The organism is Agrobacterium radiobacter, assembly GCF_040801995.1.
Lineage (GTDB): Bacteria > Pseudomonadota > Alphaproteobacteria > Rhizobiales > Rhizobiaceae > Agrobacterium > Agrobacterium radiobacter.
This window is the reverse complement of the sequence record NZ_JBEGHX010000001.1, coordinates 1,706,779-1,729,837: the sequence shown is the minus strand read 5'-3', so window position 1 is coordinate 1,729,837 and position 23,059 is coordinate 1,706,779. Positions and strand designations below refer to the sequence as shown.

The window sequence follows — 23,059 nt, the reverse complement described above, 5'->3', positions numbered from 1 at the left end:
GCGATGATCCCGGTCACGTCGTTTAGGGGTAAGAAAGTCGCTCTCTTCGGGCTCGGCGGTTCGGGCCTCGTTACCGCCCGGGCGCTGGTTGCCGGCGGAGCCGATGTCGTTGCTTTCGACGACAATCCCGACAGCGTCGCGAAGGCCGAGGCCGAAGGCATCACCACGGCGGACCTGCACACGATAGACTGGGCCTCGTTTTCTTCCTTTGTGCTGGCGCCCGGCGTGCCGTTGACGCATCCGAAGCCGCACTGGTCGGTCGACCTTGCGAAGGCAGCGGGCGTGGAGATCATCGGTGATATCGAGCTTTTCATCCGCGAGCGGCGCGCCCATGCGCCGGATTGCCCTTTTATCGCCATCACCGGCACCAACGGCAAGTCGACGACGACGGCGCTGATCGCGCATATTCTCAAGGCTTCGGGCCGCGATACGCAGCTCGGCGGCAATATCGGCACGGCGGTGCTGAGCCTCGATCCGCCGAAGGCGCAGCGCTTCTATGTAGTCGAGTGTTCGTCCTACCAGATTGATCTCGCACCGACGATCAATCCGACTGCCGGTATCCTGCTCAATCTGACGCCTGACCATCTCGACCGTCACGGCACGATGCAGCATTATGCCGACGTCAAGGAACGGCTGGTGGCGGGTAGCGGCACGGCAATCGTTGGTGTTGATGACAGCCATTCGACGCTGATTGCCGACCGTATCGAGCGTGCCGGCGTGAAGGTCGAGCGCATTTCGAAACGCAATGTTGTTTCCGAAGGTCTTTATGCCGAAGGCAGCCACATCCTGCGGGCGCATGGCGGCACCTTCTCGCTGCTGGTCGATCTCGACGGTATCCAGACTCTTCGTGGAAGCCACAATGCGCAGAATGCGGCGGCCGCAATTGCCGCCTGCCTTGCCGTGGGTGTTTCGGAAGAGGAAATCCGCGCCGGTCTCAAATCCTTCCCCGGCCTCAAACATCGCATGCAGCCGGTCGGCCGGCGCGGCAATGTCACTTTCGTCAACGACAGCAAGGCGACCAATGCCGATGCGGCAGCGCCAGCGCTTTCGAGTTTCGACCGTATCTACTGGATCGCCGGCGGTCTGCCGAAAGCGGGCGGCATTACCAGTCTTTCGCCGCTGTTTCCGCGCATCGCCAAGGCCTATCTGATCGGCGAGGCTGCGGCGGAATTTGCCGCAACGCTCGGCGAGGCGGTGCCATACGAAATATCCGGCACGCTGGACAAAGCCGTGCAGCATGCGGCGGCGGATGCGGAAAAAGATGCGACGGCCGGCAATATCGTGATGTTGTCCCCGGCTTGCGCAAGCTTCGATCAATATAAGAACTTTGAAATCAGAGGTGATTCGTTCGTCGCGCAGGTCGCGGCGCTCGATGGCATGACGATGCTGGTTGACTCTGGAAAAGGGGGCTGAAGGCCATGGTAAGCCGAGTTGATCGAGGTCCGGTCGCGGAATGGTTCTGGACCATCGACCGTTTCTTTCTGGCGGCGTTCATCGCGCTGATGGGCATCGGCCTGATGTTGTCCTTTGCGGCATCGCCTGCGGTTGCCGAACGTATCGGCCTCAACAGCTTCTTTTTCGTCGAGCGTCAGGCGATGTTCATGGTGCCGTCGCTGGCGATCATGGTCGGCCTTTCCTTCCTGTCACCGCGCCAGGTGCGCCGTGTGGCGGTCATCATGCTGATCGCCTCGCTGCTGATGATGATCTTCGCGCTGTTCTTCGGCATCGAGGTCAAGGGTGCACGGCGCTGGATTTCCATCGGCACCTTCTCGATCCAGCCGTCGGAATTCATGAAGCCGGCCTTCGTCATCGTCTGCGCATGGCTCTTTGCCGAGCGGGCGCGCCATCCGGAAATTCCGGGCAATCTCTTCGCCATCATCACTTTCGGCATCGTGGCGGCACTCCTGATCGCGCAGCCGGACTTCGGCCAGACAATTCTGACATCCGTGGTCTGGGGCGGCATGTTCTTCATGGCCGGCGTGCCGTGGTTCTGGATCATCATGCTCGGCGGCCTTGGCGTCGGCGGCATTGTGACCGCCTATCTCATGTTGCCGCACGTCGCCGGTCGTATCGACCGGTTCTGGACGGGTGAGGGCGATACGTTTCAGGTCGATACCGCACGCGAAGCGATCATTCGTGGTGACTGGTTCGGTCGCGGACCGGGCGAGGGCATCGTCAAGCGGATCATTCCCGACAGCCATACCGACTTCATCTTCTCGGTGGCGGCGGAAGAATTCGGCATCGTCTTCTGCATGTTCCTCGTTGCGATCTTCGCCTTCATCGTGCTGCGCGGCCTGTCGCACGCCTTCAAGGAGAAGGACGATTTCTGCCGCTTTGCCGTGGCCGGTCTCGTGCTGCAGATCGGCATGCAGTCGATGATCAATATCGGCGTTAATCTCGAGTTGATGCCCGCCAAGGGCATGACTTTGCCGCTGATTTCTTATGGTGGTTCGTCGATGATGGCGATCTGCGTGACCGCCGGCTTCCTTCTGGCGCTGACACGCCACAGACCCGAAAAGCGGGCGCAGGAGCGGAGTTTCTTCCGCGTCGGTTCCGGCGTTCCCGCGGAGTAAACGATCATGAGCAAGGGTATTGTTCTTCTTGCCGCCGGGGGAACCGGCGGCCATGTTTTTCCGGCGGAGGCGCTCGCGCATACGCTGAAGGCGCGCGGTTATCAGGTGCATCTCGTCACCGACAGCCGCGCCGAGCGTTATGCCGGCAAGTTCCCGGCGGATGAAATCCATGTGGTGCCGTCTGCCACCATCGGCTCGAAAAACCCGATTTCCGTGGCGCGTTCGCTCTGGAAGCTCTGGGTTGGCCTGCGCGCGGCGCGCCGGCTGGTGGCGAAACTGAAGCCGGTCGCGGTTGTCGGTTTCGGTGGTTATCCCACCGTGCCGCCGCTTCTGGCTTCCACCGGCCTTGGCGTGCCTTCCATCATTCATGAGCAGAATGCTGTGATGGGTCGCGCTAACAAGGCGCTGGCAGGCCGTGTGAAGGCGATCGCCGGCGGCTTCCTGCCGCCCGCCAATGGCCAATATTCCGACAAGACGGTGGCGACCGGCAATCCGGTGCGCCCGGCGGTGCTGGCGGCATCTGAAATTCCCTATACCCCGTCGCAGACGGGTGAAACTTTTCAGCTTGTCGTGTTCGGCGGCAGCCAGGGCGCGCAGTTCTTTTCGAGCGCGGTGCCTGCGGCTATCTGCCTGCTGAAAGACGAGCAGCGCAAGCGCATCGTCGTCACCCAGCAGGCGCGTCCTGAAGACAAGGACAGCGTCATCGCCTCCTACCAGAAGCTTGGCGTAAAGGCTGACGTTTCGCCCTTCTTCGGCGACATGGCGTCGCGCATCGGCGAGGCCGATCTGGTGATCAGCCGTTCGGGCGCTTCGACGGTATCGGAGCTTTCGGTGATCGGCCGCCCGTCCATTCTCGTGCCTTATCCGCATGCGCTGGATCACGATCAGGCCGCCAATGCGGCAGCACTTTCGGTGGCGGGCGGGGCCAGCGTCATCAAGCAGGCGGAACTGTCGCCGCAGAAGCTCTCCGGCCTCCTGTCCTCGGCGCTTTCGGAACCGGATCGTCTTTCGGCAACGGCAGCGGCGGCCAAGGCAACGGGTAAACCGCATGCGGCGGATGTGCTGGCCGATTTGGTGGAGGCCATTGCTTCCGGCCAGTCCGTACAGGAATTCAAGAAGAAGAATGAAGGAGTTGGGGCATGAAGATGCCGAAAGCCATAGGCCTTGTCCATTTCATCGGCATAGGCGGGATCGGCATGAGCGGCATTGCCGAAGTGCTTCACAATCTCGGCCACCGCGTTCAGGGGTCGGATCAGGCCGACAGCGCCAATGTGCAGCGTCTGCGCGACAAGGGCATCGAGGTGTTCGTCGGCCATACGGCGGACAATCTCGGTGACGCCGAGGTCGTGGTCGTTTCCACCGCGATCAAGAAGAACAATCCGGAACTCATCGCCGCGCGGGAAAAACACCTGCCGATCGTTCGCCGTGCCGAAATGCTGGCCGAGCTGATGCGTTTCCGTAACGCCATCGCCATTGGCGGCACCCACGGCAAGACGACGACCACCTCGATGGTCGCGACCCTGTTGGAAGCCGGCAATCTCGACCCGACTGTCATCAATGGCGGCATCATCAATGCCTATGGCACCAATGCGCGTATGGGCGAGGGCGAGTGGATGGTGGTGGAGGCCGACGAATCCGACGGCACCTTCCTGAAGCTGCCGGCCGACGTGGCCGTCATTACCAATATCGATCCGGAGCATCTGGACCATTACGGCAATTTTGATGCTGTGCGCGCGGCGTTCCGCCAGTTCGTCGAGAACGTGCCGTTCTACGGCTTCGGCGTCATGTGCCTTGACCACCCGGAAGTGCAGGCGCTGGTCGGCCGCATCGAGGATCGCAAGGTCATCACATACGGTGAAAACCCGCAGGCCGACGTGCGTTTTTCGAATGTGCGCATCGATGGCACACGCTCGGTTTTCGACGTGGAAATCCGCCGTCGTCGTACCGGCAAGATATTCTCCTTCAAGGATCTCGTCCTGCCGATGCCCGGCCGACACAATGTTTCGAACGCGACGGCCGCGATTGCCGTCGCCAATCGTCTCGGTATTTCGGAAGCTGACATCAAGAAGGGTCTCGCCTCCTTCGCAGGCGTCAAGCGGCGTTTCACGCTGACGGGCGAAGCCAATGGCGTACAGGTCTTCGATGATTACGGCCACCATCCGGTCGAGATCAAGGCTGTGCTGGCGGCGGCGCGGGAAGCCTGCAATGGCCGTATCATCGCGGTGCATCAGCCGCACCGCTACAGCCGCCTTTCCAGCCTGTTTGACGATTTCGCGCATTGTTTCAACGATGCGGATACGATTCTTCTTGCCCCGGTCTATGCTGCGGGCGAAGATCCGATCGAAGGCGCAAGTTCGGAAGCGCTGGTTTCGGCCATCAAGGCCGCCGGCCATCGTGACGCCCGTTTTCTTGAGAAACGGGAAGATCTCGCCTCAGTGGTTGCAGGCATTGCGAATCCGGGTGATTTCGTGGTTCTCTTGGGGGCTGGAAATATCACGCAATGGGCAGCAGCGCTGCCTTCGGAATTGAAGAGCATATCAGGAAAGTCTGAATGAGACAGGTCGATGGGGTTAAATTGCTGGGGAGGCTCGGCGACGGGGTAAACGAACTGAGGGGACGTCTGACACCGGATGCGCCCATGGACCGCGTGACGTGGTTCAGAGCCGGAGGTCTTGCGGAAGTCATGTTCCAGCCGCACGATACCGATGATCTGATTGCCTTCCTGAAAATTCTGCCGGAAGACGTGCCGCTGACGGTGGTCGGCGTCGGCTCCAACCTTCTGGTGCGCGATGGCGGCATCCCGGGCGTTGTCGTCCGTCTGTCGGCCAAAGGTTTCGGCCAGGTGGAGCTTGCCGGCGAAAACCGCATCAAGGCCGGTGCGATCTGCCCGGACAAGCATATTGCGGCCATGGCCATGGATAACGGCATTGGCGGCTTCCATTTCTATTACGGCATTCCCGGCTCCATCGGCGGTGCGCTGCGTATGAATGCGGGCGCAAACGGCGGTGAGACGCGCGAGCGCGTGGTGGAAGTCTATGCGGTTGACCGTCAGGGCAAACAGCATGTGCTTTCCAATGCCGATATGGGCTACAGCTACCGCCATTCCGGCGCCGACAAGGGCCTGATCTTCACCGGCGCATTGTTCGAGGGTTATCCGGAAGACAAGGCGAAAATCCGCGCCGATATGGACGCCGTGCGTCACCATCGCGAAACAGTTCAGCCGATCCGTGAGCAGACTGGTGGTTCGACCTTCAAGAATCCCGAAGGTCATTCCGCATGGGAACTCATCGATGAGGCGGGCGGCCGCGGTCTGGTCATCGGCGGCGCGCAGATGTCATCACTGCATTGCAATTTCATGATCAATACCGGCCACGCGACCGGCTACGATCTGGAATATCTGGGTGAGACCATCCGCAAGCGCGTGTTCGAGAAGTCGGGCATCCGGCTGGAGTGGGAAATCAAGCGGCTAGGGCTTTTCATGCCGGGCCGTGAGGTGGAGCCTTTTCTGGGAAGCTGAGTTTTTGGCTTCCGATTTTCTTACAGGGGCTTCTCCGTCATATGACCGTTGGCGTTGGCCGTAACGGTCGGTCAATAGTTGTATCCTATAGTTTTTTGACATAAGCGACGAGCGGCATGTTATCTCAGATAGCATGCCGCTCGTCGATCAAAGGGTGTTTGACAAGAATTTTCAGTGATTGATTTAGGTACTATTGGAGACGGTCTTGGATCTCTGGAGAAAACTGATCGAAATGATGAGTTTTTCGATTGCGACGCCAGAGGGCCGCAGGCGGCTTGAACCTTTGGAATTTTCGTTTCGGGTTGCCTGTGTCACAACGATCATGGCTCTGCTGATATGTTCCGGCGGTCTGGTTCTCCTGGCGCAGTTCGGGCTGGTGACGGACCTTGTCAACGGTCTTATACTCGGCGTGACCTTGTGTTCCGTCATCGCATTCACGATGACGTGGCTGGTCTGCTGGCTCAATGCCAGGGAAGTGAAGATTCTTGCGCAATCGCACGAGCGTTTTTTGCATCTGAGCCATACCGATGCATTGACTGGCCTCAGCAATCGGCTCGGGCTTTATGCCGGATGCATGAATCTCGGTCAGCATTATTGCGTCGCGTTCCTCGATATCGATCATTTCAAGTCGGTGAACGACAGGTTCAGCCATTTGGCCGGTGACGCGGTGATTTCCAGCGTCGCACAGCGGATACGTACTTCCTTTGACGCCTCTGCCAAAGTCGCCAGAATAGGCGGCGAGGAATTCGTCGTCGTGCGCGAGACAGGGTCGTCATCGTTTCTGGATGTTTGCGAAAGGCTGCGGGCGAGCATCGAGGCGGTGCCAGTCGACTATCAGGATATGCGGATCGGTGTCACCATATCGATCGGAGTGGCTGTCCGGAAGGACGCCGAAGTCTTTGAAAAAGTCCTGCATAATGCCGATCTTGCGCTTTATCAGGCAAAGGGCGCGGGGCGTAATCGTATCTGCGTGGCGGGCCAGCGGGATATCCGTCAGTCCGTCGCCTAGAGCGTTTCCAGTAAAAGATGCTGAATAGCAAAAGGCCCGTGAAACGCCAGGTTTCGCGGGCCTTCCCATATTCGGAACGCTTGTGTGGCTCAGACTTCGTCCTTGCGGGAAAGCAGAATGCAGGCCAGCGTTATGATGGCGGATACGCAGAGGTAGTAGCCGACATAACCCATGCCGTAATTCACCTGCAGCCATGTGGCGATGTAAGGCGCCAGCGATGCGCCGAAGATGCCGGCCATGTTGAAGGTGATCGACGAGCCGGTGTAGCGCACCCGGGTCGGGAAGGGGGCTGCGAGCGCCGTGCCGATCAGGCCGTAGGTCATGCCCATCAGCATCATGGCAAGGGCCGCGAAGACGAAGATGGAGCCTTCGCTACCGGTCATCAGGCCGGGCAGCAGGAAGGAGAACAGGCCGATCAGCACCGTCGTAATGATCAGAATTTCACGACGGCCGAATTTTTCGGCGAGCTTGCCGGCGATCGGGATGAAGATGCCGAAAACGATGGAGCCGAGAATCTGCACTTCCAGCGCGTCAAGGAACGGGATTTTCAGGACCTTGACGTTATAGGACAGCAGATAGGCGGTGCCGATGTAGAAGAGCACAAAGGTGGCCAGCGCCACGAAGGTGCCGAGCACGAGGCTGCGCTTGTGGTTGCGGAACAGTTCCGCGACCGGAACGGCCACACGTTCTTCCTTTTCGATCGCTTTCTGGAAGTCGGGTGTCTCGGTGATCGACAGGCGAACCCACATGCCGACCGCGATCAGAATGATCGAAGCGACGAAGGGAATGCGCCAGCCCCAGCTGAGCAGCGCTTCCTGCGACATGAAGTGCAGCAGGATCCAGAACACGCCGGAGGAGAGGAGCAGGCCGACAGGGGCGCCGAGCTGCGGGAACATGCCGTACCAGCTGCGCTTGCCGGGAGGCGCGTTTTCCGTGGCGAGCAGGACGGCGCCGCCCCATTCGCCGCCAAGGCCAAAGCCCTGGCCGAAGCGGCACAGCGCCAGCAACAGCGGTGCAAGGACGCCGGCGGTCTCATAGGAGGGCAGGAGGCCGATCACGACGGTCGATACACCCATGGTCAGTAGCGCGGCGACAAGTGTCGTCTTGCGGCCGACGCGGTCACCATAGTGACCGAAGACCACAGCACCCAGCGGACGGGCAAAAAAGGCGATGGAGAAGGTGGCGAAGGACGCCAGAAGCGCCGTCATCGGGTCATTGTTCGGAAAGAACAAGGCGGGGAACACGAGCACTGCGGCCGTGGCGTAAACGTAAAAATCGAAAAACTCGATGGTCGTGCCGACCAGGCTGGCAGTGAGAACTCGTGCAGGCGAATTTGTCTTTACAGCGTTCGAATTGTCAGCGGTCGGCGATACCGGAGATATCGCGTCGGTCATGGTATTGGTTCCATTTTGGATGATTGCAATGTCATGCCTTGGGAGGCGATGTCTGCGTTAACGCAATTTTTGTTCCTATGGAATGCTAAAAAAGAAATAATGCAAATAATGTGATTGATGAATGCGACAGGCTCGGCTGCGTGCTGCCGGATGCGCTTCGGCGATTGAGAGACTGATTCAGGCTGCGGTTTTAAAACGCTGAAACGCCAGATAATTTTCCCTGGGGAATAATCCCGTCCGTTAACGTTTCGATCTTGCCTTTATCGCGGAGCAGCAGGTGCGCTCGTGCGATTTTATTTCCGATCATTGAAAACCTGCATGTTGCAATCCATGCAACTCTCTGATTCCAAGGAGGGAATCCGGATCGGTGCTGATTCTTTAACGGAACTTGGCACGTTGGGCGCGGTGGTTAACGAAAGTAAACGATTCATTAACCTTAATGGCGTTTAACTGATCTCAAGGGTCATGTGCCAGAATCACCGTTCTTCAAATTCGGTCGGTTCGGAGCGTGGTTCGTAACGGAGAGTTGGTGTCAGAGGTATCGATGGGCGGCAAGCACGTAGCTGTTCTTTTGGGTGGGTTTTCGTCGGAGCGGCCAGTCAGCCTGTCGTCGGGCAATGCCTGCGCGCTCGCGCTTGAGGGCGAGGGCTACAAGGTCACCCGGGTCGATGTGGGGCGCGATGTCGCGGCCGTGCTCGATGAGCTGCGCCCGGATGTCGCCTTTAATGCGCTGCACGGTCCCTTCGGTGAAGACGGCACCATTCAGGGTATTCTCGAATATCTGGCCATTCCCTATACACATTCCGGCGTGCTGGCTTCCGCACTCGCCATGGACAAGGCGCAGGCGAAAAAAGTCGCTGCGGCTGCCGGGGTGCCGGTTGCCGCCGAGCGCGTCATGAACCGCTTCGATTTCACCAGCGAACATCCGCTTGCTCCACCCTATGTGGTGAAGCCGGTGCGTGAAGGTTCGAGCTTCGGCGTTGTCATCGTCAAGGAAGACCAGTCGCATCCGCCGCAAATCCTCACTTCGTCGGAATGGCGTTATGGTGACCAGGTGATGGTCGAACGCTACATCCATGGCCGCGAATTGACCTGCGGTGTGCTCGACGGCGAGGCGCTTGGCGTCACCGAAGTGGTGCCGCTCGGTCACAATTTCTATGATTTTGACGCTAAATACGCTGCTGGTGGCTCGAAACATGTCATTCCGGCAGAAATTTCACCGAAAATTTACCAAAAAATTCAAACACTGGCGGTTATGGCGCATCGGGCGATCGGGTGCCGTGGCGTAAGCCGTTCAGACTTTCGTTACGACGACCGCTTCTCAGAAGATGGCGAAGTTATCTGGCTTGAAGTGAATACGCAGCCGGGCATGACGCCGACCTCCCTGGTGCCGGAAATGGCGGCCCATGCTGGCCGCTCCTTTGGTAACCTTGTCAGCTGGATGGTGGAGGACGCTTCGTGTTTGCGGTGACCGGCAAAAAGTCGACGGCAAAAAAGCGCGAGCAATTCGCAGCGACGGCAAATGCCGACGACCGCATGGTGCTGCCGCGCCCGCTGCGTCGTGTTGTGCGCTTCTGCGTCAGCCTTGCGACCGGACGCATCCACATTCCCGCCCATACCGGCACGATTTCGGCCGTCGCCTTCTACGCGGTGACTGGCCTTTATGGCATGTCGCTCGGCGGCCACACAAATATCGTTACGCAGGCGACGACCTCTGCTGCGGGTTTCGCCGTTGAGGACGTGAAGGTCTCCGGCAATCTGCAGACCTCCGAAATCGATGTCTTCCAGCTTCTCGGCCTTGATGGCAGCACCTCGCTGATTGCACTCGACATCGATGCGGCGCGCCGCAAGCTCGTGCAGCTTCCGTGGGTGGAAGACGTGGATATCCGTAAGGTCTACCCGAAGACGATCGAGGTTCGCCTGAAAGAACGCCAGGCCTTCGGCATCTGGCAGCATGGCTCGGAACTGTCGCTGATCGAAAAGAGCGGCAGCGTCATCGCGCCGCTGCGTGACAATAAATTCGCTTCCCTGCCGCTGTTCGTTGGACGCGACGCGGAAACGGGCGCTGCCGGTTTCGTCGAGCAGCTGGCCGACTGGCCGGAAATCCGCAACCGCGTTCGCGCCTATGTACGCATTGCCGGCCGCCGCTGGGATCTGCACCTCGACAACGGCATCGTCGTCAAGCTGCCGGAAGAAAACCTGCCGCAGGCGCTGCAATTGCTGGCGCGGCTTGATCTCGAAGAAAAGGTCCTGTCGCGCGATGTCGCCGCAGTCGATCTCAGACTGGCGGATCGCACCACGATCCAGCTGACCGAAGGTGCGACGGAGCGCCGTCAGGCTGCTGTCGACGCGCGCACCAAGGCTCTCAAGAAAGCGGAGAAGAACACATGAGCTTTTTCGGTTCTTCCCATTTCGGCCTGCCTCGTCTGAAGCCGCTTTCTTCCAAGCGCAGCCACATCGTTTCGGTGCTGGACATCGGTTCGACCAAGGTCGTGTGCATGATCGGCCGGCTGACGCCGCGTCAAGAGAGTGAAATCCTGCCTGGCCGCACCCACAAGGTGGAAATCATCGGCATTGGCCACCAGCGTTCGCGTGGCGTGAAATCCGGCGTGATCGCCGATCTCGACGCACTCGAAGGTGTGATCCGTCTTTCGGTCGATGCGGCCGAGCGCATGGCGGGCCTTACCGTCGACAGCCTGATCGTCAATGTTTCGGCTGGAAGACTGGCGAGCGATATCTATACCGCGAGCATTGATCTCGGCGGTCAGGAAGTGGAAGCAAGCGACCTGCGCAAGGTTCTGGTGGCGGCAAGCCAGCAGTCCATGCGTCAGGACCGGGCGATCCTGCATTCTCTGCCGACGGGCTATTCGCTGGATGGCGAGCGCGGCATTCGTGATCCGCTGTCGATGTATGGCGATCTTCTCGGCGTCGATATGCATGTCGTGACCGTCGAACGCACGGCGCTGAAGAACCTCGAGCTTTGCGTCAACCGCGCGCATCTTTCCGTCGAAGGCATGGTGGCGACGCCCTATGCCAGCGGTCTTGCCGCTCTGGTGGACGATGAAGTCGAGCTTGGCTGCGCGGCCATCGACATGGGTGGCGGCACCACGACGATCTCGGTTTTTGCCGAAGGCCGTCTCATTCATACCGACGCGATCGGCCTTGGCGGTCATCACGTTACGACAGATCTTGCACGAGGCCTCTCGACACGAATCGAAGATGCGGAGAGACTGAAGGTGGTGCATGGTTCGGCTTTGCTGAATGGCGCGGATGAGCGCGACATGATTTCGATCCCGCCGATTGGCGAAGATGATCGCGATCAACCATCGCAAGTTTCAAGAGCACTTGTAACCCGCATCGTGCGGGCGCGTATCGAAGAGACGCTGGAATTGATCCGTGATCGTATCCAGAAGTCCGGCTTCAGTCCCATCGTCGGCAAGCGCGTTGTCCTGACCGGCGGCGCAAGCCAGCTGACGGGGCTGCCGGAAACGGCACGGCGCATTCTCGCCCGCAACGTTCGAATCGGCCGCCCCATGGGCGTTGCCGGTCTTCCGGTGGCGGCGAAGGGACCGGCATTTTCAACCGCCTGCGGACTGATGATCTACCCGCAGGTGGCGGACATCGAAATTCATGCGGCGCAAGGCGGAATGTTCTCGCCGTTTGGTAACGGTAGCGGCCGGATAGCCCGGGTGGGGCAATGGCTGAAAGAGAGTTTTTGAGTGGCCTCGTGGCGCAAGCCGGAGGTTTCAGAGTTGAGTTTCAAGAATCGGCCAGCGGGGCGATGCGGCCAGAGAAAGAAGGAATGTTAAAATGACGATACAGCTGCAGAAGCCTGATATCACAGAGCTGAAGCCACGCATCACCGTCTTCGGTGTCGGTGGCGGTGGTGGTAACGCTGTCAACAACATGATCACGGCCGGCCTCCAGGGCGTCGACTTCGTCGTCGCCAACACGGATGCGCAGGCGTTGACCATGACGAAGGCAGACAGGGTCATTCAGCTCGGCGTCAACGTCACCGAAGGCCTCGGCGCCGGCTCCCAGCCGGAAGTCGGCCGCGCGGCTGCTGAAGAGTGCATCGACGAGATCATCGATCACCTGAACGGTACCCACATGTGCTTCGTCACCGCCGGCATGGGCGGCGGCACCGGCACGGGTGCTGCCCCGGTCGTCGCACAGGCTGCGCGCAACAAGGGCATCCTGACGGTCGGCGTCGTCACAAAGCCTTTCCACTTCGAAGGCGGCCGCCGCATGCGTCTTGCCGAACAGGGTATCGAGGAACTGCAGAAGTCCGTCGATACGCTGATCGTCATTCCGAACCAGAACCTTTTCCGTATTGCCAATGACAAGACGACCTTTGCGGACGCCTTCGCCATGGCCGACCAGGTTCTTTACTCCGGCGTTGCCTGCATTACCGATCTGATGGTGAAGGAAGGTCTTATCAACCTCGACTTCGCCGACGTCCGTTCGGTCATGCGCGAAATGGGCCGCGCAATGATGGGCACCGGCGAAGCTTCCGGTCCGGGCCGCGCAATGCAGGCTGCGGAAGCGGCGATCGCCAACCCGCTGCTCGACGAAACCTCGATGAAGGGTGCGCAGGGCCTCCTGATCTCCATCACCGGTGGTCGCGACCTCACCCTCTTCGAAGTCGACGAAGCGGCGACCCGTATCCGCGAAGAAGTCGATCCGGATGCCAACATCATCCTCGGCGCAACCTTCGACGAAGCGCTTGAAGGCCTCATCCGCGTCTCCGTCGTCGCAACCGGCATCGACCGCGTTGCTGGCGTTGGCGAACAGAACATTGCCGATATGCGCGCCGCAGCTGCTGTTGCCAAGCCGCTTATCCGTCCTTCCGCGGCCGTTGCTCCCGCTCCGGCCGCAGTTCAGCCTGCAGCAGTCTCGCAGGCACAGAAGGCCGTAGACCCGATCGCCCAGACCATCCGTTCGGCGGAAGCCGAAATGGAACGTGAACTCGGTTTCGCCGCACACCAGCAGCCCGCCCAGGATTTCCGTCCGCAGAGCAAGCTGTTCGCATCTTCTCCGGCTGAAGCACCGGCTGCCCTCCGTCCGGCCCAGCCGGTTCAGCAGGCCGCTCCGGCACCGGTTGCGCAGGCGCCGGTCTATCACGCTCCGGAACAGGTTGCCGCTCAGGCTCCGCGGATGCAGCAGCCGCAGGCTCCTGTCTACCAGGAACCCGCGCCGGTTGCCCGTCAGCCTGAGCCGGTTCGCATGCCGAAGGTCGAAGACTTCCCGCCGGTCGTGAAGGCCGAGCTGGACCACCGCACCCATGCCGCTCCTGCCGCACAGGAAGAGCGTGGCCCGATGGGTCTTCTGAAGCGCATCACCAACTCGCTTGGCCGCCGTGAAGAGGAAGAAGTTCCGTCCGACATGATGGATGCGCCGAGCATGGCACCGCAGCAGCGCCGCGCCCCGCTTTCGCCGGAAGCAAGCCTCTACGCACCGCGTCGTGGCCAGCTTGACGATCACGGCCGTGCAACGCCTGCCTCGTCCAGCCATCACGACGATGACCAGCTGGAAATCCCGGCCTTCCTGCGCCGCCAGTCCAACTAAAGGCGATTCCATAAGCCTCTTGAAACGCCCGGATCACACGATCCGGGCGTTTTGTTTATTTTACGTTATTAACACTAAATTAATTCGCGTTTTCAATGGCTTGCGCATGTAACAATCCGAAACGAACAGTGATTTGTCGTGGCACCTACATGTGCGTATGTATGAGGCTGGGTGAAGGAACAGATTGACTTTTCCGGTCGTTAAAAACCGGCTTGAAAAACTTGAACGGCGCTGGCTGAAGCAGCGCGGTTTGCAAAACAAGGCATAGACGCATGACTATCGGACTGCTCGGATTTCAGACAACTATCGCACATGCTGTTCAGCTTAAAGGCATTGGCGTGCATTCCGGCAATCCGGTCTCGATGACCTTCCAGCCCGCAGAAGCCGGAACGGGCGTCGTCTTCCACCGCCTTCACGATAATGGCAGCGTTACAGAGCTTAAGGCGGTTTCGGCCAATGTCGGCAATACCGATCTGTGCACCGTGCTCGGCCGTTCGCTCTCCCAGTCGGTAGCGACGATCGAGCACGTCATGGCTGCCATCTACGCCATGGGTCTTGATAACCTTGTCGTTGAGGTCGATGGTCCGGAAGCGCCGATCATGGACGGCAGCTCCGCACCTTTCATCGAGGCGATCGAATCTGTTGGCATCAAGAACCTGGGCGTGAAGCGCCGTTACATCCGCGTCACCAAGCCGGTGCGTATCGATTCGGGCGCCTCCTGGGCGGAGTTCCGTCCCTATGACGGCACGCGTTTTGAAGTCGACATCGATTTCGACACGCCGCTGATCGGCAAGCAGTCCTGGAAGGGCGACTTGACGGCGGATACGTTCAAGAATGAACTGTCGCGCGCCCGCACCTTCGGCTTCATGCGTGACGTGGAGCGTCTGTGGGCCGCCGGTTATGCGCTCGGTTCCTCGCTTGAGAACTCGGTCGTCATCTCCGACGACAACAGCGTCATCAACATGGAAGGCCTGCGTTACGCCAAGGACGAATTCGTCCGTCACAAGACGCTGGACGCCGTGGGCGACCTGGCGCTTGCCGGCGCGCAGTTCATCGGCTGTTACCGCTCTTATCGCGGCGGCCACAAGGTCAATGCGAATGCGCTGAAGGCCCTGCTGAGCGACCGCACCGCTTACGAGATCGTCGAGGCTCCGGCTGCCCGCAACCAGATGGTACGCGCCCGCGAATTCGTTGCGGTCAACATGCCGGAATTCGCACCCTGGTCTGCTTGAGTTCCTTCGCAGGCTATCAATTGACAGAAAAAGCCGCTCCCCTTGGGGCGGCTTTTTCGTGATGCGAACAAGAAGTTGCGTTATATCGTCTGATATTCATGCGATTGCATGGGTCGATGCCATAAAAATGCGTTAATGCGTCATCATTGCGTTGCCCTGCGGATGCTTTTATGGCTAGAACGCCAGTGCAAAGCCGATGCTTATGTATTTGCGCGGGAAGTGGGAACTGTCGAATGAAGCATGTAGGGTCTGGTGCAATGAAGGGTACGATGCGGGGGATCGCCGTTTCGTTGATGTTGGTCGGCGCGAGTGTCGTCGTCACGGCCTGCCAGTCCGATCCGGATATCGACATTACCAAGCTCGGCGTCGAGACCGATCCGCCTGACGTTCTGTACAAGCAGGGGCTTGCCAACATGAACGCCGGCAACATGACGGAGGCCTCACGCAAGTTCGAGGCGATCGACAAGCAATATCCCTTTACCGAATGGGGCCAGAAGGCGCTTGTCATGCAGACCTTCATTGCCACGCGCACCAACAAGAACGATGTGGCCATCACGAACGGCAGCCGCTTCCTGCGGCAATATCCACGCTCGAAGGACGCCGCTTATGTTCAGTACATGATCGGCCTTGCCTATTCGAAGCAGATTTCCGACGTGACGCAGGATCAGCGCGCAGCACAGCGCACCGTCGAGGCGATGAACAAGGTCGTCAATGACTATCCCGATTCGGAATATGTCGCTGACGCGCAGGCCAAGATCCGTTTCGCCCGCGACCAGCTCGCCGGCCGTGAAATGCAGGTCGGTCGTTATTACCTTGAGCGCAAGGAATATCTCGCCGCCGTTTCGCGTTTCCGCATCGTCGTCGAGCAGTACCAGAACACCAACCAGATCGAGGAAGCGCTGGCGCGTCTGACTGAGGCCTATTACGCTATGGGCCTGGTGGATGAAGCACAGACAGCGGCCGCCGTTCTCGGCAACAACTATCCTGATAGCCAATGGTATGCGGATTCCTACAAGCTGCTGAAGGGTCAGGGGCTGGAGCCGCGTGAAAACAAGGGGTCCTGGATTTCGCGCGCCGGCAAGAAGCTTATCGGCGCCTGAGACCGGGGCATAGGCCATGCTGGTCCAGCTCTCGATTCGCGATATCGTTCTGATCGAAAGGCTTGACCTCGGTTTCGAGGCAGGCCTTTCCGTGTTGACGGGCGAGACGGGTGCGGGCAAATCCATTCTTCTCGATAGTCTCTCGCTGGCGCTTGGCGGCCGCGGCGATGGCGGCCTTGTGCGCCACGGTGAAGAAAAGGGGCAGGTTACTGCCACTTTCGAAGTCCCGAACAATCACCCGACCCGGCTTCTCCTGCGCGAAAACGGTCTCGATGACGACGGCGACCTGATTTTCCGCCGGGTGCAATCCTCTGACGGGCGCACCAAGGCCTATATCAACGATCAGGCCATCAGCGTGCAGATGATGCGCCAGCTCGGTCAATTCCTGGTCGAAATCCACGGCCAGCATGATGATCGCGCGCTTGTCGACACCGATGCACACCGGACGCTGCTGGATGCCTTTGCCGGGCTGAGCGATGAGGCTCGCGCTGTTCAGGGCCTCTACCGCACCTGGAAAGATGCCGACCGGGCTCTGAAGACGCACCGCGCCAAGGTGGAGGCGGCGGCGCGCGAGGCGGATTACCTGCGCTCTTCCGTTGAGGAACTGGAAACGCTCTCGCCGCGTGACGGAGAAGAGGAAGAACTGGCCGAGCGCCGGGCGGTGATGCAGAAATCCGAACGCATTGCCGGCGATATCGCTGAGGCCAGCGAGTTTCTGAACGGCAATGCCTCGCCCGTGCCTGTCATTGCATCGATGATGCGCCGGCTCGAGCGCAAGAGCCACGAGGCTCCCGGCCTGCTTGAAGACACCGTGCAATTGCTGGATGCCGCGCTGGACAGCCTTTCCAATGCGCAGATGGAAGTGGAAGCGGCATTGCGCCGCACCGAATTCGATCCGCGTGAGCTGGAGCGGGTGGAAGAGCGGCTTTTTGCGCTGCGCGCGGCGGGCCGTAAATATAATGTCGCCGTGCCAGACCTGCCGGCTCTTGCCGAAAAAATGGTGGCCGATCTCGCCGATCTCGATGCCGGTGAAGAAAAACTCGGCAAGCTCGAGGCCAATCTCGGCGTCGTAAAGGCCGATTTTGACCGTGCCGCCCAATCGCTTTCCGACAAACGCCGCAATGCGGCGGAAGCGCTTTCCAACGCTGTCATGGCCGAGCTTCCGGCGCTGAAGCTCGAGCGGGCGCGGTTTACCGTCGAGGTGACCTCCGATCCCGAGCAGGCGACGGCTGACGGTATCGATACGGTGGAGTTTCACGTCCAGACCAATCCGGGCACGCGCCCCGGTCCGATCATGAAGGTGGCCTCGGGCGGCGAACTGTCCCGTTTCCTGCTGGCGTTGAAAGTGGCGCTCGCCGATCGCGGATCGGCGCCGACGCTGGTGTTCGACGAAATCGATACGGGTGTTGGCGGCGCTGTGGCGGATGCCATCGGCCAGCGGCTGCGCCGCCTGTCGAAAACCGTGCAGGTCCTGTCCGTCACCCATGCGCCGCAGGTGGCCGCACGGGCTGCCACTCATCTCCTCATTTCCAAAGGCCCATCCGGCGACGGCAGCGAGCGCATCGCCACGCGCGTGGCCACCATGGAGCCGAAACACCGCACCGAAGAGATCGCCCGCATGCTCGCCGGCGCATCGGTAACGGACGAGGCGAGGGCTGCGGCCGCTCGTCTGCTTGCCGCCAAGGACTGATCGTTCGCGACAATGCCGTTGGAGCGCCTTTCGGCGTTGTGAGTCCAGCGGCAAAACTGTTTTTAATGTTTGTTATTTCGGCTAAAAGCGTTCGGTAATTCCGAAAAGAGGCCGTCATGTCGAAAGACCAGAAATCCGTCGAAAACCTCACCGAGCTTGAAGCCTCTTCCGAGCTCGCATTTCTGGCGGCCGAGCTTGCTCGCCATGACGCCCTTTATCACGGCAAGGACGCGCCGGAGATTTCGGACGCCGATTATGATGCGCTGAAGCGGCGCAACGATGCCATCGAGACGGCTTTTCCAGCGCTGGTGCGGGCCGATAGCCCATCGAAGAAAGTCGGCTTCGCGCCGCTTCCGACCTTTGCGCCAATCGTGCATGCGCGGCCGATGCTGTCGCTCGACAATACGTTTTCGGAAGAGGATCTGCGGGATTTCGTGAGTTCTGTCTATCGCTTCCTCGGGCATCTGCCTGATGATTCCATCGCCTTTACCGCCGAGCCGAAGATCGACGGGCTTTCCATGTCGATCCGCTACGAGAACCGCAGGCTGAAGACCGCGGCGACGCGTGGTGACGGCACGACGGGCGAAAACGTCACCGCCAATATCAGGACCATCAAGGAAATCCCGAACGAGCTGTCTTCGGACGCGCCCGATGTGGTGGAGGTTCGTGGTGAGGTCTATATGGCGAAGAGCGACTTTCTGGCGCTCAATGCGACTATGGAAGCGGAAGGCAAGCAGACCTATGTGAACCCGCGCAACACGGCATCCGGTTCCCTGCGCCAGCTCGACGCCAATGTGACGGCGAAACGCAAACTCAGGTTCTTTGCCTATGCCCTGGGTGAGGTTTCGAATGGCGGCCAGCCGACGCGGATTGCCGATACGCAATACGGCATCGTCGAGAAGTTCAGGGAATGGGGCTTCCCGGTCAATCCGCTGATGAAGCGATTCACCTCCGCCCAGCAATTGCTTGAACATTATAATGAAATCGGCGTCGCGCGGCCCGATCTCGATTATGATATCGATGGTGTGGTCTATAAGGTCGACCGGCTCGACCTTCAGGAGAGACTGGGCTTCCGCTCGCGCAGCCCGCGCTGGGCGACCGCGCATAAATTCCCGGCCGAGCAGGCATTCACGACGGTTGAGAACATTGAAATTCAGGTGGGACGTACCGGCGCCTTGACGCCGGTCGCGCGTCTCACCCCGATCACCGTCGGCGGTGTCGTTGTCACCAATGCGACGCTGCATAATGCCGATTATATCGAAGGTATCGGCAATAGCGGCGAGCGCATCCGCCCGGAGGATCACGATATCCGCATTGGCGACACGGTCATTGTGCAACGCGCCGGCGATGTCATTCCGCAGGTACTGGACGTGCTGTTGGAGAAGCGCCCGGCCGAGGCGGCGAAATATGCCTTTCCGGAGAAATGTCCGGTCTGCGGCAGCCATGCGGTGCGGGAGCGCAATGAAAAGACCGGCAAGCTCGACTCGGTCACACGTTGCACCGGCGGTTTTGTGTGCCGGGCGCAGGCGGTGGAGCACCTGAAACATTTCGTCTCGCGCAACGCCTTCGATATCGAAGGGCTCGGCACCAAGCAGATAGACTTCTTCTTCGAAAGCGACGATCCGGCGCTCTCGATCAAGACCGCGCCTGATATTTTCACGCTGAAGGCGCGGCAGGAAGGCTCTCACCTCACCAAGCTCGAGAATATCGACGGCTTCGGCAAGGTCAGCGTCAGGAAGCTGTTCGATGCCATCGACGCCCGCCGCGAGATCGATCTGCACCGGCTGATCTTCGCGCTCGGTATTCGTCATGTGGGCGAGACCACGGCGAAGCTTCTGGCGCGATCCTATGGCACTTACGAACATTTCGAAGAGAGCATGAAGGCGGCGGCCGATCCGGCGAGCGATGCCTGGGCCGAACTCAACAGCATCGACGGCATTGGCGAGGTGGTGGCCCGCGCCATCATCGAGTTCTACAAGGAACCGCGCAATCTCGATGTCATCGACCGTCTGATACGGGAGCTTCGCCCGAAGGAGGCCGAAAAGCCCTCTACCGAAGGCAGCCCGGTGGCAGGCAAGACGGTTGTGTTTACCGGTTCGCTGGAAAAGTTCACCCGCGATGAGGCTAAGGCCCGGGCCGAAAGCCTCGGCGCCAAGGTTGCGGGTTCCGTCTCGAAAAAGACCGATATTCTGGTCGCAGGACCGGGAGCCGGTTCCAAGCTTGCCAAGGCGACGGAACTGGGCGTGCAGACCATGGACGAGGACGAGTGGCTGGCACTGATCGGCGGCTGATGCGCCGTCATGGCAATGTTGTCCTCTGCCGCTAAAGCTTTGCGCCTGAGACGGAGAGCACAGCATGGATGATCGCATCGTCGTCACCACACAGCAGGTCCGGGCGCTGGTCACCAACCAGTTTCCGCAATGGGCTGATCTCGAGGTCCGGCCGGTGGAACTGAGCGGCTGGGACAATCGCAGCTTTCGCCTTGGTGGCGACATGCTGATCCGCATGCCAAGTGCCGCCCGTTATGTTGCGCAGGTGGAAAAGGAGCACCGGTGGCTGCCGGCGCTTACACCGCTCCTGCCTTTTCCGATCCCTGCACCATTGGCGCTGGGGCAGCCGGGAGAAGGCTATCCGTTCTGCTGGTCCGTCTATCGCTGGCTTGAGGGCGAACCTCTCGCACGGCATCTGGAGCGCGTCGATCTTTCGACTGTCGCTATTGATATTGCCGCGTTTTTGAAAACATTGCACGGCGTGGATGCTTCGGATGGCCCACGCGCGGGCGCGCATAACTTTCATCGCGGCGGCTCCCTCTCGGTCTATGACGGGGAGGCGCAGGCCTCGGCAGCACGCCTTGCCGATGAGGTGGATCATGCGCTGGCCATGGAGATCTGGCAGCTGGCGCTTTCCAGCCGCTGGCAGGGGCAGGGTGTCTGGGTGCATGGCGACATTGCCGAGGGCAATCTGCTGGTGCAGAACGGCCGCCTTTCAGCCGTCATCGATTTTGGCAGTTCCGGCGTCGGCGATCCATCTTCCGATCTCATTCTCGCCTGGAATGTGCTCAATGCCGAAAGCCGTGCCGTTTTTCGTCAGGCGCTGGAGCTTGATGATGCCACATGGCAGCGCGGGCGCGGCTGGGCGCTGTGGAAGGCGTTGATCGTGCTGGATGCCGAGCGCGGGCGGAACGAAAGAATGGCCGAATGGTCGCGGCGGACCATTCGGGAAGTGTTTGCGGATCACCTTCTACGCTGAAAGCGCCTATCGAAGTCGTGCCATCACATGGGCATCGACGTATTTTCCATCACGATAGGCATCGTTGCGCAGGGTGCCCTCGCGCTCGAAACCGAATTTCTCGTAGAGCCGGATTGCCGGGAGATTGTCCGTGAAGACGTTGAGCTCGATGCGGCGGATATCGTGCCAGTTATCCGCTGTGTCGATCAGCGCCCCAAGAAGGTGCGACCCCACCCCTTTTCCCGCGAGATCGTCGTGAACGCTGATCGCCAGGTCGGCGATATGGGCCTGTCGTCCTGCCCTGCGAAACAACCCGCCATTGGCGACGATCTTTCCGCGCCATTCGCCTATGATCGAAATATCGTTCGGACCGCGGTTCTCCATTGCCTTTCTGGTCTTTTCCACAGACTGGAAAGGTTGCCGCAGCGTGCCGTGGCGGACGCCCGGCAGGTTGAACAGTTCGGTCAGGGCTTCGGCATCATCCAGGCGCGGCGCGCGCAGGAGGATGTCGCGTAACCGGAACTGATCATCTTCATTATCGGCAAATTTCACGTTCTGCATGCCTGTCTCCTTGGGGCGTATGGGAGCAGGCTTGCGAACCCTGCTCTAATGGCAGGGTGGAAATGGATCGCTTAAAGCGACGACATACCTTTCCCTGCCGGGTGGCCGGTGATGGTATGGCGACGGGTGGTGTTCTGTTTCGCGATCATGCGCGCAGAATGCTTTTGCCGTGTAGCTCTGTCAAGCCGGGGCGTTGCGCAGCAGGCTTCTGAGTTTTGCCGGCAACCTGCCGTCAATCGCTGCAAGACCGGCGGCGATCATTGCCATGCCGGCGAAGTGCTTCATTTCCAGTTGCTCGCCGAGCAGCAGCGAACCGAGCAGGATGGCGCTGACCGGGATGAGGAAAGTGACGAGGGCAAGGTTGGTGGCGCCGGCGCTGGCAAGAATACGGAAGAAGATGAGGTAAGCGAGCGCTGTCGACAGGAGGGCGATGCCGATCAGCGCGCCCCAGGTGCCGAGGCTAGGCATGGCGAGTGTCCAAGGCTTATCGATGAGAAGGGCGGCCGGGATCAGCATCAGTGTTGAAGAGGAAATCTGGCCGGTGGCGGTCATCAGCGGCGGCACGCCCATGGCCTTGAAGCGGCGGCCGAAAATGCCGGCAAAGGCATAGGAGACGGCGGCGCCAAGAATGGCGATCTGGCCCCAGAGACCAGATGAGCCGGTAAAGGCGGCCGGGCCGATCATGGTAGCCACGCCGGCAAAGCCGATCAGCACGCCAGTGAGCTTGTTGCCGGTCATCTTCTCGTCGGCGGTCAGAAAGTGCGCGACGATGACGGTGAAGAGGGGCGTCGTGGCATTGAGGATCGAGGCAAGCCCGCTGGCAATATGGGTCTGGCCCCAGACAATCAGGCAGAAGGGAATGATGTTATTCAGCAGGCCCATGCCGAAAAACGCACGCCACACCGCCCCTTCGCGCGGCAGGCGAAGGCCCATGATGCGGCAGACGATTAGAAGCGCTGTGGCGGCAAGGGTGACCCGCAGCGTAACGATGGTGACCGGCGGCAATTCCTTGACCGCGACACCGATGAAAAAGAACGATCCGCCCCACAGGAGCGAAAGCGCGACAAGCATCGCCCATTCGCGGGCATCCATCTGTTTCTGTATCGCCATCATCATCTCCCAAAGCATGAGCACCGACATGATCGCAGACGGGACCGCCGCCATCCACCCGATATCGGTTGAGTTTA

Annotated in this window: 18 protein-coding genes; 15 read left to right on the top strand and 3 right to left on the bottom strand. The window is 60.0% G+C overall.

From position 1 onward, the window contains the following. Nucleotides 1-3: 3 nt before the first annotated feature. The 6 genes from murD (at nt 4) to MRBLRC7O_RS08710 (ending at nt 7,099) form a co-directional block, all read left to right on the top strand. A complete protein-coding gene (gene murD, locus MRBLRC7O_RS08735) occupies nt 4-1,413 on the top strand; it encodes a UDP-N-acetylmuramoyl-L-alanine--D-glutamate ligase (protein WP_080866292.1) in 1,410 nt (469 codons plus the stop codon). 5 nt (nt 1,414-1,418) lie between these two features. Continuing rightward, nucleotides 1,419-2,573, top strand: a complete 1,155-nt coding sequence (gene ftsW / locus MRBLRC7O_RS08730; protein WP_004430748.1) for a putative lipid II flippase FtsW — start codon at nt 1,419-1,421, stop codon at nt 2,571-2,573. Nucleotides 2,574-2,579: 6 nt separating this feature from the next. Continuing rightward, nucleotides 2,580-3,716 carry an undecaprenyldiphospho-muramoylpentapeptide beta-N-acetylglucosaminyltransferase gene (gene murG, locus MRBLRC7O_RS08725; RefSeq protein ID WP_080866291.1) on the top strand — a complete coding sequence of 379 codons (1,137 nt, stop codon included), beginning with the start codon at nt 2,580-2,582 and terminating at the stop codon, nt 3,714-3,716. Beyond that, the gene (murC, locus tag MRBLRC7O_RS08720; protein ID WP_004430751.1) at nt 3,713-5,128 is read left to right on the top strand and encodes a UDP-N-acetylmuramate--L-alanine ligase; all 1,416 of its coding nucleotides are present in this window, start codon (nt 3,713-3,715) and stop codon (nt 5,126-5,128) included. The genes murG and murC overlap by 4 nt, the downstream gene beginning before the upstream one ends. Next, entirely contained in the window at nt 5,125-6,090 is a 966-nt protein-coding gene (murB, locus tag MRBLRC7O_RS08715) for a UDP-N-acetylmuramate dehydrogenase (RefSeq protein ID WP_004430753.1), read from the top strand. The genes murC and murB overlap by 4 nt, the downstream gene beginning before the upstream one ends. 205 nt (nt 6,091-6,295) lie before the next feature. Further along, the gene (locus MRBLRC7O_RS08710) at nt 6,296-7,099 is read left to right on the top strand and encodes a GGDEF domain-containing protein (protein ID WP_080866290.1); all 804 of its coding nucleotides are present in this window, start codon (nt 6,296-6,298) and stop codon (nt 7,097-7,099) included. Nucleotides 7,100-7,188: 89 nt separating this feature from the next. Here MRBLRC7O_RS08710 and MRBLRC7O_RS08705 read toward each other — a convergent pair whose 3' ends face one another. Then, nucleotides 7,189-8,493 carry an MFS transporter gene (locus tag MRBLRC7O_RS08705; RefSeq protein ID WP_080866289.1) on the bottom strand — a complete coding sequence of 435 codons (1,305 nt, stop codon included), beginning with the start codon at nt 8,491-8,493 and terminating at the stop codon, nt 7,189-7,191. 544 nt (nt 8,494-9,037) lie between these two features. On the opposite strand from MRBLRC7O_RS08705, the gene MRBLRC7O_RS08700 reads away from it, so the two are divergent. The 9 genes from MRBLRC7O_RS08700 (at nt 9,038) to MRBLRC7O_RS08660 (ending at nt 21,332) form a co-directional block, all read left to right on the top strand. After that, nucleotides 9,038-9,964 (top strand): D-alanine--D-alanine ligase, encoded by a 927-nt coding sequence (locus MRBLRC7O_RS08700; RefSeq protein WP_004430761.1) that lies wholly within the window; start codon nt 9,038-9,040, stop codon nt 9,962-9,964. Further along, the gene (locus MRBLRC7O_RS08695) at nt 9,952-10,884 is read left to right on the top strand and encodes a cell division protein FtsQ/DivIB (protein ID WP_004430763.1); all 933 of its coding nucleotides are present in this window, start codon (nt 9,952-9,954) and stop codon (nt 10,882-10,884) included. Before MRBLRC7O_RS08700 ends, MRBLRC7O_RS08695 begins: the two co-directional genes overlap by 13 nt. Next, nucleotides 10,881-12,212 (top strand): cell division protein FtsA, encoded by a 1,332-nt coding sequence (gene ftsA, locus MRBLRC7O_RS08690; protein WP_004442783.1) that lies wholly within the window; start codon nt 10,881-10,883, stop codon nt 12,210-12,212. The genes MRBLRC7O_RS08695 and ftsA overlap by 4 nt, the downstream gene beginning before the upstream one ends. A 91-nt stretch (nt 12,213-12,303) precedes the next feature. Then, the gene (gene ftsZ, locus MRBLRC7O_RS08685) at nt 12,304-14,061 is read left to right on the top strand and encodes a cell division protein FtsZ (protein ID WP_080866288.1); all 1,758 of its coding nucleotides are present in this window, start codon (nt 12,304-12,306) and stop codon (nt 14,059-14,061) included. Nucleotides 14,062-14,333: 272 nt separating this feature from the next. Further along, nucleotides 14,334-15,293: a UDP-3-O-acyl-N-acetylglucosamine deacetylase gene (gene lpxC / locus MRBLRC7O_RS08680; RefSeq protein WP_004430769.1), complete on the top strand. Its 960-nt coding sequence runs from the start codon at nt 14,334-14,336 to the stop codon at nt 15,291-15,293. 233 nt (nt 15,294-15,526) lie between these two features. Further along, nucleotides 15,527-16,393, top strand: a complete 867-nt coding sequence (locus tag MRBLRC7O_RS08675) for an outer membrane protein assembly factor BamD (protein WP_060725092.1) — start codon at nt 15,527-15,529, stop codon at nt 16,391-16,393. Between the two features lie 16 nt (nt 16,394-16,409). After that, entirely contained in the window at nt 16,410-18,083 is a 1,674-nt protein-coding gene (gene recN, locus MRBLRC7O_RS08670) for a DNA repair protein RecN (RefSeq protein ID WP_020809660.1), read from the top strand. A 116-nt stretch (nt 18,084-18,199) separates the two neighbouring features. Continuing rightward, nucleotides 18,200-20,374 (top strand): NAD-dependent DNA ligase LigA, encoded by a 2,175-nt coding sequence (gene ligA, locus MRBLRC7O_RS08665; protein WP_080866287.1) that lies wholly within the window; start codon nt 18,200-18,202, stop codon nt 20,372-20,374. A 64-nt stretch (nt 20,375-20,438) separates the two neighbouring features. Then, the gene (locus MRBLRC7O_RS08660; RefSeq protein ID WP_080866286.1) at nt 20,439-21,332 is read left to right on the top strand and encodes an aminoglycoside phosphotransferase family protein; all 894 of its coding nucleotides are present in this window, start codon (nt 20,439-20,441) and stop codon (nt 21,330-21,332) included. A gap of 6 nt (nt 21,333-21,338) precedes the next feature. On the opposite strand, the gene MRBLRC7O_RS08655 is transcribed toward MRBLRC7O_RS08660, so the two are convergent. Next, nucleotides 21,339-21,872, bottom strand: coding sequence for a GNAT family N-acetyltransferase (locus MRBLRC7O_RS08655; RefSeq protein WP_004430779.1), 534 nt, complete (start codon nt 21,870-21,872; stop codon nt 21,339-21,341). A 180-nt stretch (nt 21,873-22,052) separates the two neighbouring features. Continuing rightward, on the bottom strand, nt 22,053-22,982 hold the full coding sequence (locus MRBLRC7O_RS08650) for a DMT family transporter (RefSeq protein ID WP_060725254.1): 930 nt from the start codon (nt 22,980-22,982) through the stop codon (nt 22,053-22,055). Nucleotides 22,983-23,059: the final 77 nt, after the last annotated feature.

Coding starts and splice junctions, on each gene's coding strand:
- murD (WP_080866292.1), top strand. CDS start 4: ATGATCCCGGTCACGTCGTTTAGGGGTAAGAAAGTCGCTCTCTTCGGG.
- ftsW (WP_004430748.1), top strand. CDS start 1,419: ATGGTAAGCCGAGTTGATCGAGGTCCGGTCGCGGAATGGTTCTGGACC.
- murG (WP_080866291.1), top strand. CDS start 2,580: ATGAGCAAGGGTATTGTTCTTCTTGCCGCCGGGGGAACCGGCGGCCAT.
- murC (WP_004430751.1), top strand. CDS start 3,713: ATGAAGATGCCGAAAGCCATAGGCCTTGTCCATTTCATCGGCATAGGC.
- murB (WP_004430753.1), top strand. CDS start 5,125: ATGAGACAGGTCGATGGGGTTAAATTGCTGGGGAGGCTCGGCGACGGG.
- MRBLRC7O_RS08705 (WP_080866289.1), bottom strand. CDS start 8,493: ATGACCGACGCGATATCTCCGGTATCGCCGACCGCTGACAATTCGAAC.
- MRBLRC7O_RS08700 (WP_004430761.1), top strand. CDS start 9,038: ATGGGCGGCAAGCACGTAGCTGTTCTTTTGGGTGGGTTTTCGTCGGAG.
- ftsA (WP_004442783.1), top strand. CDS start 10,881: ATGAGCTTTTTCGGTTCTTCCCATTTCGGCCTGCCTCGTCTGAAGCCG.
- ftsZ (WP_080866288.1), top strand. CDS start 12,304: ATGACGATACAGCTGCAGAAGCCTGATATCACAGAGCTGAAGCCACGC.
- lpxC (WP_004430769.1), top strand. CDS start 14,334: ATGACTATCGGACTGCTCGGATTTCAGACAACTATCGCACATGCTGTT.
- MRBLRC7O_RS08675 (WP_060725092.1), top strand. CDS start 15,527: ATGAAGCATGTAGGGTCTGGTGCAATGAAGGGTACGATGCGGGGGATC.
- recN (WP_020809660.1), top strand. CDS start 16,410: ATGCTGGTCCAGCTCTCGATTCGCGATATCGTTCTGATCGAAAGGCTT.
- ligA (WP_080866287.1), top strand. CDS start 18,200: ATGTCGAAAGACCAGAAATCCGTCGAAAACCTCACCGAGCTTGAAGCC.
- MRBLRC7O_RS08660 (WP_080866286.1), top strand. CDS start 20,439: ATGGATGATCGCATCGTCGTCACCACACAGCAGGTCCGGGCGCTGGTC.
- MRBLRC7O_RS08655 (WP_004430779.1), bottom strand. CDS start 21,872: ATGCAGAACGTGAAATTTGCCGATAATGAAGATGATCAGTTCCGGTTA.
- MRBLRC7O_RS08650 (WP_060725254.1), bottom strand. CDS start 22,982: ATGGCGATACAGAAACAGATGGATGCCCGCGAATGGGCGATGCTTGTC.